This is a genomic window from Paenibacillus sp. MMS18-CY102, from assembly GCF_009789195.1.
GTDB lineage: Bacteria > Bacillota > Bacilli > Paenibacillales > Paenibacillaceae > Paenibacillus_T.
In genome coordinates this window covers 1-17218 of the sequence record NZ_WSTC01000036.1, presented here as the reverse complement: position 1 = coordinate 17218, position 17218 = coordinate 1, and the positions used below count along the sequence as shown (strand labels likewise).

15 protein-coding genes are annotated in these 17218 nt (G+C 49.6%); 3 read left to right on the top strand and 12 right to left on the bottom strand.

The window, feature by feature from the left end; translation table 11 throughout:
- Positions 1 to 4: 4 nt before the first annotated feature.
- From GON22_RS21335 to GON22_RS21315, 6 genes are all read right to left on the bottom strand, one after another.
- A complete protein-coding gene (locus GON22_RS21335) occupies positions 5 to 826 on the bottom strand; it encodes an ABC transporter permease (protein WP_160398144.1) in 822 nt (273 codons plus the stop codon).
- A gap of 223 nt (positions 827 to 1049) precedes the next feature.
- Complete coding sequence (locus GON22_RS21330) at positions 1050 to 1727, bottom strand: TIGR00266 family protein (protein WP_160398143.1); 678 nt, start codon at positions 1725 to 1727, stop codon at positions 1050 to 1052.
- 133 nt (positions 1728 to 1860) lie between these two features.
- Complete coding sequence (locus tag GON22_RS21325; protein ID WP_160398142.1) at positions 1861 to 2430, bottom strand: hypothetical protein; 570 nt, start codon at positions 2428 to 2430, stop codon at positions 1861 to 1863.
- A 73-nt stretch (positions 2431 to 2503) separates the two neighbouring features.
- Complete coding sequence (locus GON22_RS21320; protein ID WP_336604348.1) at positions 2504 to 3589, bottom strand: CobW family GTP-binding protein; 1086 nt, start codon at positions 3587 to 3589, stop codon at positions 2504 to 2506.
- Between the two features lie 112 nt (positions 3590 to 3701).
- A complete protein-coding gene (locus tag GON22_RS25810; RefSeq protein WP_202113410.1) occupies positions 3702 to 3860 on the bottom strand; it encodes a hypothetical protein in 159 nt (52 codons plus the stop codon).
- A gap of 88 nt (positions 3861 to 3948) precedes the next feature.
- Positions 3949 to 5658, bottom strand: coding sequence for an ABC transporter ATP-binding protein (locus tag GON22_RS21315; protein WP_160398141.1), 1710 nt, complete (start codon positions 5656 to 5658; stop codon positions 3949 to 3951).
- A 242-nt stretch (positions 5659 to 5900) separates the two neighbouring features.
- Here GON22_RS21315 and GON22_RS21310 point away from each other — a divergent pair, with 242 nt between their 5' ends.
- From GON22_RS21310 to GON22_RS21300, 3 genes are all read left to right on the top strand, one after another.
- Positions 5901 to 6293 (top strand): CopG family transcriptional regulator, encoded by a 393-nt coding sequence (locus GON22_RS21310; protein WP_160398140.1) that lies wholly within the window; start codon positions 5901 to 5903, stop codon positions 6291 to 6293.
- Positions 6294 to 6630: 337 nt separating this feature from the next.
- Positions 6631 to 8118, top strand: coding sequence for an ABC transporter substrate-binding protein/permease (locus GON22_RS21305; RefSeq protein ID WP_160398139.1), 1488 nt, complete (start codon positions 6631 to 6633; stop codon positions 8116 to 8118).
- The gene (locus GON22_RS21300; RefSeq protein ID WP_160398138.1) at positions 8111 to 8833 is read left to right on the top strand and encodes an ATP-binding cassette domain-containing protein; all 723 of its coding nucleotides are present in this window, start codon (positions 8111 to 8113) and stop codon (positions 8831 to 8833) included. The genes GON22_RS21305 and GON22_RS21300 overlap by 8 nt, the downstream gene beginning before the upstream one ends.
- Before the next feature lie 265 nt (positions 8834 to 9098).
- On the opposite strand, the gene GON22_RS21295 is transcribed toward GON22_RS21300, so the two are convergent.
- The 6 genes from GON22_RS21295 to GON22_RS21270 form a co-directional block, all read right to left on the bottom strand.
- Complete coding sequence (locus GON22_RS21295; RefSeq protein WP_160398137.1) at positions 9099 to 10883, bottom strand: AAA family ATPase; 1785 nt, start codon at positions 10881 to 10883, stop codon at positions 9099 to 9101.
- A gap of 230 nt (positions 10884 to 11113) precedes the next feature.
- Positions 11114 to 12742, bottom strand: coding sequence for a chaperonin GroEL (groL, locus tag GON22_RS21290; RefSeq protein ID WP_160398136.1), 1629 nt, complete (start codon positions 12740 to 12742; stop codon positions 11114 to 11116).
- Between the two features lie 88 nt (positions 12743 to 12830).
- A complete protein-coding gene (gene groES / locus GON22_RS21285; protein WP_160398135.1) occupies positions 12831 to 13112 on the bottom strand; it encodes a co-chaperone GroES in 282 nt (93 codons plus the stop codon).
- 166 nt (positions 13113 to 13278) lie between these two features.
- The gene (locus GON22_RS21280) at positions 13279 to 14424 is read right to left on the bottom strand and encodes a Ger(x)C family spore germination protein (protein ID WP_160398134.1); all 1146 of its coding nucleotides are present in this window, start codon (positions 14422 to 14424) and stop codon (positions 13279 to 13281) included.
- Complete coding sequence (locus GON22_RS21275; protein ID WP_160398133.1) at positions 14421 to 15863, bottom strand: spore germination protein; 1443 nt, start codon at positions 15861 to 15863, stop codon at positions 14421 to 14423. Before GON22_RS21275 ends, GON22_RS21280 begins: the two co-directional genes overlap by 4 nt.
- Positions 15835 to 17004 carry an endospore germination permease gene (locus GON22_RS21270; RefSeq protein ID WP_160398132.1) on the bottom strand — a complete coding sequence of 390 codons (1170 nt, stop codon included), beginning with the start codon at positions 17002 to 17004 and terminating at the stop codon, positions 15835 to 15837. Before GON22_RS21270 ends, GON22_RS21275 begins: the two co-directional genes overlap by 29 nt.
- Between the last annotated feature and the right edge of the window lie 214 nt (positions 17005 to 17218).

The following is a 17218-nucleotide window of genomic DNA, read 5'->3' as shown; positions in this document are numbered from 1 at the left end:
TCCTCTACCCTGTGTACCGTTCTTTCCACCGAAGCAGCCTTTCCTCGATGTAACGTACAATCGTATCCGTCGTTAACCCCGCGGCAGCAAACACGATAATTCCGACGAAGACGACCGGCGTATCTGCGAATTGGCGGGCATCGGACATCATATAGCCGATTCCCGAGGTGGATGCGATAAGCTCCGCCACAACTAGCCCTAGCCAAGATAGCCCAAGCGATAAGCGCAGCCCGAGCAAAATATTCGGCGTTGCCGCAGGCAGCACAAGCCGCATCAATCGTTTCCACCTACTGAATCCGAGAACGCGTGCTACCTCGAACAGCTTGTTGTCCACGTTGCGGATGCCGAGATACGTTTGGATATAAACGGGGAACAGCGCGCCTTTGGCAATGAGCAGCACTTTGGATTCCTCGCCGATCCCGAACCAGAGAATGAATAATGGCACAATCGCTAAGCTGGGAACCATTCGAATCATTTGGAGCGAAGGGTCTAACAGCTTCTCGGCCGGCCGGGACAGCCCAACTGCAAGCCCAGCAGCCAATCCGATACCGCCGCCCAATAAGAAGCCAGCGAAGGCACGGAACGCGCTAATCCGGAAGTTCGCCCACAAATCGCCGGATCGCGCCAGATCAACGAACGACTGGCCTATCGTATACGGCGTCGGAAACAGCAGCTCTGAGAGATAACCTAGATCTCCGAGCAACTGCCACAGGAGCAGGACGGTTGCTGGCAAGATGAGCGCGAGCCCAAACAATGCCCATTTGCCCGGCTGCCTGCTTGATGAAGTGAATGCCCCATTATGCAAAATGAACTCCCCTTTCCCCATCTGGACCAATGCAATCCCCTAGAAAACAAAAAAACAGAGGATTGCGCCACTCCCTTAATGGAGAGTGAGCAACGCCTCTGTTCAGAACAGTCAGCCGTATGCATTGTTTAATTCCGATAAAACTCATAAGAATAATTAACCATAGATTATCACCCATTCGCAGAGCTGTCAACGGGTGGAATTAAAAAAAGAGCAAGCCTGATTAGCTGCTCTTGTTCCTCGGTTATGACCCGGGCAGAAACTGTTTCACCCAACTGCCGAACCCTTTTGGATTGCGGGTTTGAATCAGGACAACACCTTCGCCCCGGAACCGGCAGACAACGCCTTCACCGCTTTTGAGGCTGTTCAGCCAACCCTTGGATGCTTTCTCAATGTTATATTGAACGTAATCCGGCCATGCAACCAAGTGCCCGTTATCGACGATGACTTCCTCGCCCGGTGCAAGATTAATCGCATGAATCGATCCATAGGACGAAATGAACACTGTGCCCCTGCCGCTAATCTCGACAATAAAGAAACCTTCGCCAGAGAGCAAGCCGCGGCTCAAATTTTGCATCTTCGTATTTACTTCAATGCCGCTCGTTCCAGCAAGAAATCCATCCTTCTGTACGAGAAGCTTATAGGAGCCATCCAGCTCTACGGCTTGAATATCGCCCATCGTCGTCGGGGAGAGCAGCACTTCGCCGCCGCCTCTAGCTGCAACAAGCTCTTGGAAGAAAAACTTTTCTCCACTTAGCATACGTCCCAGGCCACGCATAATGCCGCCATCAACCGTTCCCGTTAGATCAATGGAAGGCGACATCGAGACCATCGCGCCCATCTCAGCCTTTACGCTCTCGCCGCGCTCCAACTTCACCTTCAGCATGGCGAACGCGCCTTCATACAGCACATCATACTTCATAGAGGGAGCCTCCGAATCGTAGAATAAGAACAAGTTTCACTAGTTGACAGTATCATAATTTGGCTCAAAAAAGAAGCTAAGCCTCTATCCCGGAACTCCATTCCGACGGCAGAGGCTTAGCTTCTGTTGCCCATTACATGCTGTTGCCTGGATCGCTTGTTGCACGCTCGTTTTTATTGGCGTTATCGCCCATTTGCCGGCGCTTGTTCGCGTCATGCTGGTTCCGTTTCTCCAATAGAAACGCCTTCCACTTCTCCGGGTTCGCTTCACGGGCTGCGCGCAGTTCCTTGTGCAACTGCTCCACAGACTTTCCGTCTGTCGAGATGCTGAAGTAGCGGGCCGCTTCCTTAATGCGCTCTTCGAATTTTGCGCGATGTTCCGCTTTGAACGTTTCCCATTTTTGCGGATTTGCTTTCTTCGCCGCTTGTATTTCCTCATACAGCTGCTTGCCTTCTTTGCCGTCTGTCTTGATGTCAAAATAGCGGGCAACATATTTCAGGCGCTCTAGCCGATGCTTCTCGTCATGGCGGCCATGGCCAAAGCCGTGTCCTGGACCATGCCCCTCATCTTGATGCCGAAGCTCTGCGCCCGGCCTTGTCTGGTCTTCAGGCACAGCAGTTGCACCTGCAACCGAAGGGACCGCCGTTAACAGCAGCGCGGCAGAAATCCCGAATGCGAGCCCTTTTGTGCGTAACGCCTTCATGCTACATACCTCCCGTTGTAGAATCGGGAATAGTATGGGCTTTATTGCCAAAACCTATGCATCCCGATAGGTGCTAGCCATTATTCTCAAGCTTCGCGAGCTCTTGCAGCAGATCTTGCCGCGAGAAATGCTCGCCGATAAATACCGCTACATCATGAACCTTGCCCTGCGGCGTAATGCGCATAAAATCCGTTTCCTTGTATGCATATTGGAACAGGAATCGGCTAGCTGTCTCGCTATCCCGGAACGTAACGACGCCTTTCGCCCGGTACACATTATCTGGCAACGACTTCAGGAAAGCTTCAAATTGATGGCTATCAACCGGCTGGTTCAAATAATGCGTTAGCGCCATGACATGCTCATGCGAATGATGGGCGTGATGTTGCGGCGCAGCGGCCGTATCGTCGCTATGGCCTTCCTCGTGATGCGCGTGGCCATGGCTATGCTCGCAGTTCGGTCCACAAACATGATGCGAATGCTTGTCCCCATTTCCAGCGGTCTCTTGTTGATGGTTATGCAGCTGTCCAGCTTCGCCGGGCGAAACGATGCGAGTAAGCCACTCGCTATCCACGGCGCAACGCACGGTTGCTAGAATCGGCGCATACCCGTTAATTTCACGAATGAGCTGCTCCGCCTCTATCAATTGTTCGCCCGCGAGGCGGTCCGCCTTGTTCAGCAGCAATCTCGTCCCACTGCGAACCTGTTCCTTCATTAACTTGAATGTCTGGCCGCCGCTGCGGCTCCGAGCCAGCAGCTCAGGACCGTCCACTACGACGATGATCGATTTCAACTCAACTGGCGAGTACATCGCTGTCTCTGTCACGCCATCGATCATTTCGAACGGATTAGCCGCGCCCGTTGCTTCGATTAGCACCACATCAGGCTGATGCTCGTCGATCAACAGCTTGAGCTCCATGCTCAAATCGCCACGAATCGAGCAGCAAATGCACCCGCCAAGCAGCTCCGCCATTGGCACTTCCGATTCTACTTCTAACCCGTCGAGATTGACGTCGCCTAGCTCGTTCATGACGACCGCCGCTTTCTTGCCCTGCGCTTCGTATTCATCCAACAGCCGCTTCAGCAATGTCGTCTTGCCGCTGCCAAGAAAGCCTGTCAGGACATGCACGTCGACCGCCGGCTTTTTCGCTATATTTGCCACCCTAATCGCTCCTTCTATCTGCTCACCGCTACTGCGCATGATTCTACTATTAAATATCGTATACGAAAAAGAAGCGAAGCGCAAAGCGCCTCACCCTTCCCTGATGCTATCTCTACTTGCTCTTGCGTGATGCAGCCCAGAAGGCTAACAAGATAAGCGGGATCAAAATAATCCATGGGATCGTAATCGTCCCGCCGACAAGAAAGGCAAGAATCATTAGCACGATTAAGCCAGCGACAATGTACAGGCAGCCTCTGCCGAACGTTTCCATTGGATGTCCTCCTATGTTGGTTGGCCTGCTTGCTGATACTGCTCAATTGCCCATCCTTCAACATACGCCCAGCGATATTCGATTATGCCTATGCGCTAACATCGGCAAGCTCATCATGCGCCAAATTTCTAATCATTTTCTTATACAAACCATCCTTCGACATTAGCTCCTCATGGGTGCCCCTTGCGGATATTTCGCCATTATCTAGTACGATGATTTGGCCTGCGTTACGAACAGTCGACAACCGATGGGCGATAATAATGGTTGTGCGTCCGGCCATCAGCTTCCCGAGTGCCTCTTGGACCAACCGTTCGGACTCGCTGTCCAACGCTGAAGTCGCTTCATCCAGCAGCAGGATCGGGGCTTGATGCAGCAGTGCGCGAGCGATTGCTATTCGTTGTTTCTGGCCGCCCGATAAAATAGCCCCGCCTTCCCCGATATCCGTGTCGAGCCCTGCTGGAAGCTGCATAATAAAGCCGTAAGCGTTCGCATTACGTGCCGCTTCAACAATGTCATCTTCCGATGCTGCCGGATTGCCTGCCGCAATATTTTCCCGAATCGTCCCGCTGTACAGCTGGTTGCCTTGCGGCACAAGCGAGAAGCAGTTCCGCAGCTCATGGATGTTCATCGATGCAATATCGTTGTTTGCTATCCGAATTGTCCCCTGCTCCGCCTTGTACAAGCCAAGCAGCAAACTGAATAGTGTTGATTTCCCGCTGCCGCTTGGCCCGACGATTGCTACAGTCTCACCTGGCTCAATGTGCAATGAAATATCGCGAAGGACACGCTGGTCTTCGGCATAGCCAAACGAAACTTGATCCAGCTTCAAGCTTCCGCCCGGCGTAGGCGCTAACAACGATTCGGGGAACCGTTCGCACTCTGCCTGTTCATCCATCAGGCTGAAGATTCGATCGGCGGCGCCTAATGACTGTTGGAATCCTCCCCATAAGGCAGCCATGCCTGTAAACGGCCAAGTGAGATGATTCATTAGTTGTATAAATGCGATCAATCCGCCAATGGCCATTTCGCCTTTAGACACGAAATATGCCCCAGCGATAAACGTCACGATAAAGGATAAGTGCCCTACTGTGTTCGCTGCAGCCGCAAGTTTAGCATTAATGCGGCCTCCTTTAATTTCATATTTGCTAATTTCACCACTGCTTCCCTCGAATTTGTGGAATAGTTTTCCTTGAAGCCTGAAGGTTTTGAACACAACCGTTGTGCCGACGATTTCCGTAATCAACGAAGCTACCTTCGCGTTCTGGTGCTGGAGCTGCTGGGCGTTGGCACGGAGCGCATTGCCGAATATTTTGCCTATCATAAAGGTCATGGGACCGATAAATAAACAAATGAGAGCCAGCTTCCAATTAATAGCTAACAAATAAATAAAAGAGAAGGCAACAAGCAGCGGATTACGTGCCAAAGCGATAATTGTTTCCGTGCATGCTTGGCCGATCGCTTGGTTGTCGTTAATGACCCTGCTGAGCAGCTCGCCTGAGTGATGCTGGGCATAAAAAGACTCCGGCAAACGAAGCAATTTGCCCATCGTATCTCGGCGAATCTTATTGCGGATTAAAGATGAAACGCGTGCCTTAAAGTAAATATCGATAAAGCTATTCAACACCGTAAAGAACAGCAGCATTAGGCCTGCCGTAACTAAAGAAAGCCATCTGCTGTGATCCGCGCCGATAGCCGCATTCGTTACTTGCGCCAAATACCACGCAAGGCCAAGCTCAAGCGTAATGCCGAGCAGCGTGGTACACATCAATATGGCATACGAATGCTTAAATTGAATCATATAGGCTAGCAATCTCCTAACTGTCTTCTGAGGCTTCATATCCAGCATCCTCTCTAATACAAATTCACTGCTACAACATCCATTTGGATTCCTAAAGGAATCCATTAACCATCCCCACGGAATACATATTAGTATTAAATGCCAATATATGCAATGCTATTTTTCCAAAAATCGGCTTGACAGCACTCTGAATAGCAGGCATATTGTAGACAATAACCAGTTGAATATTTGGAGTTGAGGCAATGGCTGATTTAGAAAAAGTGAGCATCAATCTTGGTCCCGTCGATCTTGGGCAAATCGATTTGTTAGTCGATCAGGGCTACTACAATAATCGTACCGATTTTATTCGCATTGCGATCAAAAGCCAGTTGGACAGCCATTCTTCTGTCATTAAGGAATTGAAAGAAAAGAAGTATTTTGTAGTCGGCGTGCTGGAGTTCAGCCGCGAGAAGCTTGAAGAGGCTGAACGTGACGGCCTTCTCCTCGATATCAACTTGATCGGAGGGCTTATCGTCGCCAACGACATTACAATCGATCTTGCGAGAAAAACGTTCGGCAAGGTTCGCGTATTCGGTATAATTCGGGCTCCTGAAGAAGTTAAAACTTATTTGCGCTCGCTGCATTCGAGATCATAAGCGACTGTACGAAGGAACTGTAAAGAAACTGTAAAAGAAACTATAAAGAGGCTTCCCATGAGTTTAACGCACTCATAATGAAGCCTCTTTTTGGCGTGCCATGGTCCAACACACATCCCATATCCCATCCGAATAGATACGGGATTCAGGGTGAAAAATAAGCCAAACCTGCACAATTTCAGAAAGACTGGATAGGAACCCGTTGGTCTTATCCAATCTATTCAGCAGCAGGAATTTATCGTTTATATTTACCATAATCCGCTTGTTGACGGAAGTTGGCTAAGCAAGTAGGCTACATAAGCAATATGATTTCATTACCAGAGGTGCATGGCTTACTATGAACAAAAGCGCAATTGTGAGAATACTCGCCCTCACGTTGATCGTATTTATCCTGCTAGGCGTGTTTGGACCTACGGATCGAAGCGGTGCGAACACCCTAACATCGAATGCGGTCACTTCCTTATGCCAAGATGGCAAAACGCTCGTCATGGGCACGTCCCCAGACTATCCGCCATACGAGAACGTCGATGCCAAGCATGGAGGGGAAATCGTTGGGCTAGATATTGATATCGCCAAGGCGATTACATCGAAACTCGGCTGCAAATTAGAGATCTCTGCTATGGACTTCAACGGGCTGATCGCCGCGCTGCAGACGGGCCGGGTCGATTTTGTCATGTCAGGCATGTCCGTAACACCTGAGCGCAAAGAGAACGTCGATTTCTCTGACTCGTACTATTCAGCACGCAATACGATTGTGTCCAAGAAGAAGAAACCTTTCACTACACTGCAAGAGCTTGAAAACGGGAGAATCGGCGTCCAGCTTGGCTCCACGCAAGAAACGGCCATTGCTGGCCTGAACAATGCGAAGGTCACGAAGCTCAACACGATCTCCGCTCTCATTCAGGAGCTTAAGTCTAACCGCATCGATGCGGCCATCGTCGAGGATGCGGTCGCAATCGGATACATCGAATCGAATGCCGATCTGGCCTTTACGATGATCCCATCAGGCGATGAAGATGAGGGTTATGCTATTGCCTTCCCGAAAGGGTCTGCGCTTGTCGCCCCATTTAACACGGAGCTTGCAGCACTGGATTCATCAGGCGAGAAGCAGAAGATGATCGATAAGTGGTTTAACCAGCAAACAGGCACGCAGACGGGCAATCACAGCAATTTGGACTTTAGCGTTTTGAACGGGTATGTCGGATATCTCGTGCGCGGCATTTTCGTGACGCTGCTGTTCACGCTCGTATCGGCGCTGTTCGGCTTCGTCTGGGGCTCCATTCTAACGCTGTTCAAAATCTCATCAATTCGCCCGCTGCAACTATTCGCCACGGTTTATACGTCCGTGTTCCGCGGCACGCCGCTGCTCTTGCAGCTGTTTATTATCTACTTTGCAACGCCGCAGCTGTTCGATTACGATATCCCGGCGCTGCTGGCTGCAGGGCTTGCCTTCGGGCTCAACTCGGCTGCCTATTTGTCGGAGACGATCCGGGGCGGCATCATGGCCGTCGATCGCGGGCAACGCGAAGCCGCCATGGCGCTTGGCATCCCGTATCGGACGATGATGCGAAGCATTATTATGCCGCAGGCAGTGAAAAACATTTTGCCCGCGCTCGTCAATGAATGCGTCGCACTGCTCAAGGAATCATCACTCGTCTCCGTTATCGGTGTGGGGGATTTGATGCGCCGCGCCAGCGTCGTACAGGCAGGGACATTCCGCGCCTTCGAAGCGCTGCTGTTCGTCGGAGCGATCTATTACTGCCTTGTGCTCATTCTTACAACGCTTGCCCGTCTGCTCGAAAGGAGGCTGCGCCGCAGTGATTAATGTAGAACAATTAACGAAATCGTATGGCAAACACGAGGTGCTGCGCGGCATTTCGACGACGGTGGAGAAAGGCGAGGTCGTCGCTGTTATCGGACCGTCCGGGTCGGGCAAGTCCACTTTCCTGCGTTGTCTGAACTTGCTGGAGACGCCGACAAGCGGCAAGATTACGTTCGACAAAACCGTCATTACCGATCCCCGTACCGATATAACGCGTATCCGGCAGCGGATCGGCATGGTGTTTCAGCATTTCCACCTGTTCCCGCACATGACCGTCATGGACAATATTACGTTCGCGCCGATGCGGGTCAAAGGCCTCTCGCGCGATGAAGCACATGAAACTGCGCTTAGCTTGCTCGCACGGGTTGGCCTGTCTGACAAGGCCGACGCATATCCGTCCCGCCTCTCCGGCGGGCAAAAGCAGCGTATCGCCATTGCGCGCAGCCTCGCCATGGACCCGGACGTCATGCTCTTCGACGAGCCTACGTCAGCGCTTGATCCCGAGATGGTCAAGGAAGTGCTCGCCGTCATCCAAGGGCTTGCCTCAACCGGCATGACGATGCTCATCGTCACGCATGAGATGAAGTTCGCACGCGAAGCAGCGGGAACCATCTACTTCCTTGACGGCGGGCTGCTCGTCGAGAAAGCGACGCCGGAGCAGTTCTTCACCAAGCCGGAGAGCGAGCGGGCGGCGCGGTTTCTGGAGATGGTGCTGTAGCGCTTGGTGCGGTGCAGCGACTAATAACGAATCCCCCGAGCCAGAGCGGCTCGGGGGATTTTGTTTAAATGGCTATTCATTCACTTCATGCGCCTCTGCCATTTCTTGCGCCTTGCTTGCTGGCTCTAGTTTCAATTGAAAAGAATTCATTAAAACAATGAATGGGATGCTGCGATCATTTTGATCCCTTGTTCAGTTCTAGCTTGCCGGCAACAGCAGGCTCGCCGGTTACGACCCCTTCTTCAACCGTAAGCTTTTTTATTCCCTACGGCTTGGTTTTGCCCCTCTGTTTGCTTTCCTTTAATTTCACAGCATGTTCAATTAAAGATTCCCTTTTGCATATCTCGATTTTTACATCCAATTCCTTACGGAATGCAGACAAGCCAATAATGACGATGTCATTATCGTTTTCGAAAAACCGGTAGTACCGATTGTCCTTTACTTGCTTGACCGCCATTGTCGCATCTTCTGTTAAACTTGAAACGTTCGATGACTGCTTAAGCTCGAATACGTAATTTCTCGCTTTCTTGAATCCACTGAGCGGTACAACAGCAATATCAAATCGACCAGCGCCTGCTTCCCTATTTGATGAAATTTTATGGCTGCCTGTCAACGAGCACATCAGTCCAAGAATCCACAGGTGATAGGCATTTTCCTTCACTCCGATGTCCCAATAGCTTCCGCTTTGATCAAGAAGATCATGCAATATTGCCTCAAGCTCATCCTCACTCTCGGGACTAGCATTCAATCCGTCCAATATAGTTGCCCAATTATGAGTTGTTCCAATATTAACTAATTTATTCAAATTATAAATCCAAGCGTTCAAAACCTCTTTATTAGGGACTCTGAACGATACTAATTCGCTAGTTGCTTCCGCAAAAGACAAATACCCTGTGTAAAAAGCATAGGTTAAAAAATTGGTGAAATTGCTAACACTATCTTTATAGCTAAGCTCATGATTGATAGGGACTGTTACCAGCTCCCCCATAAGCAACGAAGAAACACTCTCCGTCTCTTCTTCGTTTAGCGTTTGATGATATTCAATCCAATCCGTATTGCCTGATGAAGACCATGTATTCATCGCGGAAGGGTCGCCGTTCGCGATAGACGTAATCCGGTTAATAACGCTCCATGGATTATACACAATCGAATTGCCGGATGTATACCCATACAATAGATCGTTTAAATCGCTTCTTTCTTCTTCTTTCATCCATCCCGAGGTCAACACATCCGTTTCTTCGGGCGTGAATCCGAAAGTGTCCTCATACGTCGCCGCGAGGAATGAATCCTTAACCGCATTGTTGAAGGCACTAAGCACGCTGTTGGCAGCCAGCGGAAGCACCCCAGTTAGGATGGCTCTCTCGACAAACGGGGTGTCTTTTAACAATGAGTTTAGAAAGTTTCGGTATATCGCAAGCACTTTATCAAAGTAAATGGACCCTCCAACTGGAGATGAGGCATCCATCAGTATTTTATCGTACTCGTCTATTAAAATAATAAGCTTCCTATCCTTGACCTTGGATAAGTATCGCATGAACATAACGAATTCATCCAATAAAAACGTTATTCGGCTCTCGTAATCCTCCTCCAACGGAACCTCATTTTCACTGAAAAATTGCTTATATTCACGGTACTCATCCATGTATTCGATTCGAACCCCATTAAAGCATCTAGACAATCCAGAGTAAAGCCCCTGCCATGATGTCGCATGAATGTCCTTGAAAGTCATGAAAATCGACTCAACGGTTCCTCGAACATTCATTAAATCATCCGGAAACTCATCCATTATTTGCGTTCCAATAAACGGAAACATAGCATCCGTACACTTAAACCAAGTGTCCACCATTGACATTACAGTCGTTTTAGAAAATCTTCGCGGCCTTACGATTAAAGATACTTTAGCGCCGTTTGTCCACCATTTTTTTAAAAATAAAGTCTTATCTACATAGACGAAGTCACCTAGCATATATTGGGTAAAATTAGACTCGCCTATAAAAAATTTCGGAGGTTCCGTTAATGGCGTTGATTTTTGGCTAACGATTGTCGCCATACATTCACTCCCTCTCTAGCCTAATTAATTAAATGAATAGCCTGCATCCAATTATATCATTTTATAACATAGACTTTTACTTATCTATTCTATACGAATGAATGTTAATATAAACAGCGATATTTATTTCTCGCGGCTACAGAGCATGTTATTTTTCTGTTATTTTCAAACAAAAACGGGACCCCGAAAGGTCCCGTTTCCCTTGATATATCAAGGTTTTTAAAAACTACTTACATCATGCCGCCCATACCGCCCATGCCGCCCATATCCGGCATAGCTGGTTTGTTTGGTTCTGGCTTGTCGGCAACAACCGCTTCCGTCGTCAGGAACATTGCTGCTACGGATGCTGCGTTTTGCAGCGCGGAGCGCGTTACTTTCGCTGGGTCAACGATGCCCGCTTCGAACATGTTTACCCACTCGCCAGTAGCTGCGTTGTAGCCTACGCCGATTTTTTCGTTTTTGAGGCGCTCAACGATAACGGAGCCTTCTTGGCCTGCGTTCGCTGCGATCGTGCGAATTGGCTCCTCAAGGGAACGAAGCACGATGTTAACGCCTGTTTGCTCGTCGCCAACTGCGTTAACAGCTGCAACAGCTTTGTATACGTTCACGAGTGCTGTACCGCCACCGGATACGATACCTTCTTCGACAGCTGCACGCGTCGAGTTCAGGGCGTCTTCGATGCGCAGTTTGCGCTCTTTGAGTTCTGTTTCCGTTGCTGCGCCGACTTTGATAACTGCTACGCCGCCAGCTAGTTTAGCCAGGCGCTCTTGCAGTTTCTCACGGTCGAAGTCGGAAGTTGTTTCTTCCAGCTGCGCACGGATTTGGCTTACGCGAACATCGATGTCGGCTTTGTCGCCAGCGCCGTCGACGATGATCGTGTTTTCTTTCGTTACACGGATTTGGCGAGCCGTACCAAGTTGGTCAACCGTCGTCGATTTCAGCTCAAGGCCGAGTTCTTCCGTGATCACTTGGCCGCCCGTCAGAGCAGCGATATCGCCCAGCATAGCTTTGCGGCGGTCGCCGAAGCCTGGAGCTTTAACGCCTACACACGTGAACGTGCCGCGCAGGCGGTTAACGAGCAACGTAGCAAGCGCTTCGCCTTCGATGTCTTCGGAGATGATCAGCAATTGTTTGCCGGATTGAACGACTTTCTCGAGAACCGGAAGGATCTCTTGAATGTTCGTAATTTTTTTGTCCGTGATGAGGATGTATGGGTTGTCGAGGACAGCTTCCATTTTATCCGTATCCGTGATCATGTAAGGCGACAGGTAGCCGCGGTCGAATTGCATGCCTTCAACCACTTCAAGCTCCGTAGCGAAGCCTTTGGATTCTTCAACCGTAATAACGCCGTCGTTGCCAACTTTTTCCATTGCTTCTGCGATCAATTGGCCTACTTCTTCGTCAGCCGAGGAGATCGAAGCAACTTGTGCGATCGATTGTTTGCCTTCGATCGGTTTAGCGATCGATTGCAGTTCCGTGATAGCAGCGCGAACTGCTTTCTCGATGCCTTTGCGGATAACCATTGGGTTAGCGCCCGCTGTTACGTTCTTGAGGCCTTCACGGATCATGGCTTGAGCAAGAACCGTAGCCGTCGTCGTGCCGTCACCAGCAACATCATTCGTTTTAGTCGCAACTTCTTTAACAAGCTGTGCGCCCATGTTCTCGAATGCATCTTCGAGCTCGATTTCTTTTGCAATGGAAACGCCGTCGTTCGTGATCAACGGGCTGCCGAATTTTTTCTCCAATACGACGTTACGGCCTTTAGGGCCGAGCGTCACTTTCACTGCGTTAGCAAGCGCGTCTACCCCGCGCAGCATAGCGCGGCGAGCGTCTTCGCCGAATTTGATTTCTTTTGCCATCGTCAATGACCTCCCATTAATTGGTTAATGTATGCAGAGCTTCCGCTCCGTTATGGACTTGCTTGTATGTCGATTCAATCGCAGGCGATTAGCCCAGGATCGCGTGAATGTCGCTTTCCTTCATAATCAAATACTCTTTGCCTTCGTATTTGATTTCTGTTCCTGCGTATTTGGAGAACAGGACGCGATCGCCAACCTGTACTTCAAGCGCGATGCGAGCGCCGTCTTTCAGCGTGCCGCTGCCTACCGCGATGATTTTGCCTTCTTGCGGCTTCTCTTTCGCCGTGTCTGGAAGCAAGATTCCGCTTGCCGTCGTTTCTTCTTTCGCGATCGGCTCTACCAATACGCGTTCACCCAAAGGTTTGATCATGAAAAATAGCCTCCTTTTGAAAATGTTACGTCTTTTCTTTCGTTAGCACTCATACGAGTCAAGTGCTAACAACCAACTTTATAATACTCATTTTGCGTCCATATTTCAAGTGCCAAGCCGCTGTTTTATTGTTTTTTAACAAACGAAATCATCGGTCGCGACCGGATTAATCCCTCAAGTCGTATTTGCCGCTATTCTTTAATACGCTATTGACTTCAATCGTCACATCATCCGCACCTGGCAGCCAATTATCATTCGATGCATATTTCTTCCAGTATGCATTGTGATAACGATACAGGTGGAGCCTTAATTGCAACAGGTCGGATTTCTTCTCCAGCCCTGCCAAAAACGTTTTTTTTACCTCATTTTTCACGAACTGGCTCGTGGCTTCCTCAATCTGCTTGGCTGTGTGCTCTCCCTCGATTTCGATTGTATGTATGTGAAGCTTAAGCTGTACTCGGAATCGCCGCGGGATCCCGCCCCCATCCTTGATTGTCCACTTCACCTTATCAACGGATATTGAAACGCGGCCATCACCAATCGGAAACCCGATAATCGAATGTGAAAATTCAGGTTGAATCCAACGCAACCCATTAATTTGGCTATCCGCAATATAATTGTTGTATTCGCGGTTCTTAAACGTGTAGACGCCATTTAGTTCGTAGAGATTGAGAGACTTTTGCTGTTGCTTCCATGCAACGTTATTCGTGCTCAAATTCGGCAACACCGTCGTATAGCTCGGCTCATCGAGCTGTTGAATAAACATTTGCATATTTAAAGGCAAGTAAGAGCTGTCCTGTTGAAAAATGAGCCTAGGTGAGTACAACACGCTAACAAGGGGGGAACGGTTAAAAATCGTATCTGCCCCAAACAGCTTATCAAACGGTTCCTGCGTACCGAATACCCACACGGTATACCGTGATGCCCGCTGCCGGTTCAATCCGTCTAGCACCTCATCAAGCATGCCCAATGCACGCTGGTTGATCACGAGCGACTTCAAATGATCCAGGCTGAGCTGATATTGCGTAGATCTCATTAATTGTTGAAAAGCAACCAACAGCGTTTTTCCTTCCGCGCGACCAACCCATGTGTTAGCCCCTTCTGCCGGTTGGGTACCCTCTGACTTGGCAATGGTATTGAAGCCAATCATCTCGCCATACAACTCATACTTGCCGTCTACGTAGTCTATGCCCATAGCCGTTACATAGCCGACTTCCTGCAAATCAACCTCGTCCCAGCAGCCGCTTATTGCCAGCATCACGGCTGCAGCCAGCAGCAATCGAATGGCCTTGCCTATGTTACGCGCGATCATGCACTGCCGCCTTGCCCTTTGCGCCTGCCCCGCCGCAGCGACCACGGCAGTTGAAGCAGTGCGCCAAGTGCCTGTTTCCAGCGGAATGGCGCGAGCGGCAACATATAAGGCTGGCCGAACGATTCCAAGGAACACATGTACACGACAACTACGAACAGCCCGACGAATAATCCGAAAATGCCAAGTATAGAGGACAGCACTAATATAAACAGCCGGATCACGCTCACCGAGCCATTCAAATTCTGGTTTACGAGCGTAAACGTCGCAACGGCGGTTACAGCAGCTGCAACGAGCATCGTAGGTGACGTGAGGCCTGCCCGTATGGCTGCATCCCCGACAATTAGCCCTCCGACTACAGATACGGTCTGGCCGACCGGACGAGGCAGGCGAACGCCCGCCTCTCGAAACAGCTCGAACATCGCCAGCATTAACATCATCTCCATAGGGGCAGACATGGGCAATCCTGAACGTGATACCGTCACGGTAGCAAGCATGACGAACGGAATTTGATCGCTATTGAAGGCAGAGAGCGCTACCCAAAAACCCGGCACGCATAACGCAATTGCCAACCCCATGGCACGCAATAACCGCTCAAGTGAGACATAATGATACGGCAGATGCGTATCCTCTGGCGATTTGATCAACAACGTGATGGAGGTTGGCGCAATGATCGCTGAAGGAGACCCATCCACAATAACGGCCAGCCGCCCATTCATGAGTGCTTCAACGACAAAATCTGGCCGTCCCATGTAATCAACTAGCGGGAACAATGACATTGGGCGGTCTGAGATTAGCTCCTCTAGCTGGGTAGAACTATATAAGGCTTCAATCTTAACCTCATCCAAGCGCCGCCTCATCTCTTCAATTAGATAAGTTTCAGCTTTGTTCGCCATGTAGAGAACCGCAACCTGCGTTCCTGTAGCACTGCCTATCGTCCGGAATTCAAACCGTAAATCAGGTGTCCGCAGACGTTTGCGCACAAGCGCGATATTGGTTTCGATTTTCTCGACAAAGCCATCCCGCGGGCCTTTAAGCGAAACTTCCATCGTCGATTCCTCAGGTTGGCGCCCGGGCTGGCTATTGATGTCCGCCCGATACCAACGGTCCTCGATAATGGCAATTAACGTTCCCGAGGCTAACGCTTGAAACGCCATTTCCTCGCTGGTGTCGTCTTCCAGTGGAATAAAAATAGGCGGTGAAGTATGTCCATCAATCGGCTCCCAATGCTCAAGCTGATCCAATACGCTCATTTGAAACTCACGGCTATCTATCATACCGATGCAATAGAATAGATACACCGTCGCCCCGCCATTTTTGCCGACAGGTATATGGCGCGTGCTAACATCCCCACAGAGATTAACAGCATCTATCCATCGCGATAATGAGCGATCGGCCGCTGGTCCCTCCTTTTTATGCGTTGGATTCAATGTTTGCTTCACTGTTATCGCCTCCTTCGGGCAATTGTTCACCCTTCTGGGCCCGCTGCCCAGACGCCTTGCCGTTCCCTTGCTTCTTGCTTCCAGCCGCTATCCCCCACAACAAGAGCGTAAGCAATAGAACTAACATGCCGGTGTAGTAAAAGTATTGTCGCAGCAAATCACGATAAATAATTTGCCTATGCAGCGTAGCTGTCGTCACGATCACGAAAAATAGCGCCAGCCAGATGATCCCATGAATTTGTGCACGGCGCTTGCGGAACAGCAATTCTGTAACCAGATAAAGCGCCATGGAAGTTCGAATGAACGAGCCTGACATCCATTGGTAAATCGCAAAAAAATCAACATGCTCGATATAGTTCCCGATCGTTACCAAACGCCATTGCGAGAAGGCCGGGAAGCGAAGCTTCTCCCCTTCTGAAGGGCCAAACTCTGCGATTGTTCCAGTGAACGGCCCTAGCGAAAGAATCGCCAAAAACAGGATAAGAAGACTCAGCCCTTTACGGCCAAATTTGCGGCCAATATGGGGCTGGACTAAAATCAGAACATAGATTTCGGCTAACGCACTAAGCGAATATAACGAGCCATTAAGAATCGGGCCAAAGCCATGTTCAGCAATCGGCAGCAAAAATTTATAATCCTTGTGTGGAATGTTCGCTGACATAACAAAATCGCCTAGAATGACCACAATCGGAAGCAATATGCATGAAACGAATGCAATCGTCCGCAGCCCCGCCAATGCGCCGTATGCACATAATAAGACAAATACGAAGGAAACAACGATATCCGGCGTAAGTGGGATATAGGTGGCATTTGCAAACGAAACAGCATCGATGACCGTATGAAAAACTGTAAATAAAAGCAAAGCTACTATCGGCGCTAACAGCACCCACTTCGCAAATGCGGATACACGCCCATCCAGCCATGCGTGAATCGACTGGTTTTTCATCGATTTTAGAATGGACATTAGCGGAAAAAGCGCCCACAACAGCACTACCGGAACGGATATCAACACACTAATCCAGCCATCGCGCTTTGCGGAATCAAGGAGCAGTGGAATAACGACAACATGATTAACGAGGCCAACCGACAAGATTAGCATCATTGATAATGGCCATAGTCCGAAAATCTTGTCTCCTTTCACAGGCTCTCACCTCCATCGCCCCTATTTTCCCCAACGCATTCACAAACATACCTAAATTGTCGAAAACAGGAAAACGATGCCTGAAACAAAAACCAGCTAATGTTTGTCAAGCTTTGGGGTCTTGGTGTCAGGAAAAAATCTTGTTATAATTCTGTACATGCCAAATAACCTCCGTTGGCGCGGAGGGTGTTGGTTAAATATGGATTATGCGGCG

Bases quoted from the DNA above. Each gene is read 5' to 3' on its own strand.
- GON22_RS21335 (WP_160398144.1), bottom strand. From the start codon at position 826: ATGGGGAAAGGGGAGTTCATTTTGCATAATGGGGCATTCACTTCATCA.
- GON22_RS21330 (WP_160398143.1), bottom strand. From the start codon at position 1,727: ATGAAGTATGATGTGCTGTATGAAGGCGCGTTCGCCATGCTGAAGGTG.
- GON22_RS21325 (WP_160398142.1), bottom strand. From the start codon at position 2,430: ATGAAGGCGTTACGCACAAAAGGGCTCGCATTCGGGATTTCTGCCGCG.
- GON22_RS25810 (WP_202113410.1), bottom strand. From the start codon at position 3,860: ATGGAAACGTTCGGCAGAGGCTGCCTGTACATTGTCGCTGGCTTAATC.
- GON22_RS21315 (WP_160398141.1), bottom strand. From the start codon at position 5,658: ATGATTCAATTTAAGCATTCGTATGCCATATTGATGTGTACCACGCTG.
- GON22_RS21310 (WP_160398140.1), top strand. From the start codon at position 5,901: ATGGCTGATTTAGAAAAAGTGAGCATCAATCTTGGTCCCGTCGATCTT.
- GON22_RS21305 (WP_160398139.1), top strand. From the start codon at position 6,631: ATGAACAAAAGCGCAATTGTGAGAATACTCGCCCTCACGTTGATCGTA.
- GON22_RS21295 (WP_160398137.1), bottom strand. From the start codon at position 10,883: ATGGCGACAATCGTTAGCCAAAAATCAACGCCATTAACGGAACCTCCG.
- groL (WP_160398136.1), bottom strand. From the start codon at position 12,742: ATGGCAAAAGAAATCAAATTCGGCGAAGACGCTCGCCGCGCTATGCTG.
- groES (WP_160398135.1), bottom strand. From the start codon at position 13,112: ATGATCAAACCTTTGGGTGAACGCGTATTGGTAGAGCCGATCGCGAAA.
- GON22_RS21280 (WP_160398134.1), bottom strand. From the start codon at position 14,424: ATGATCGCGCGTAACATAGGCAAGGCCATTCGATTGCTGCTGGCTGCA.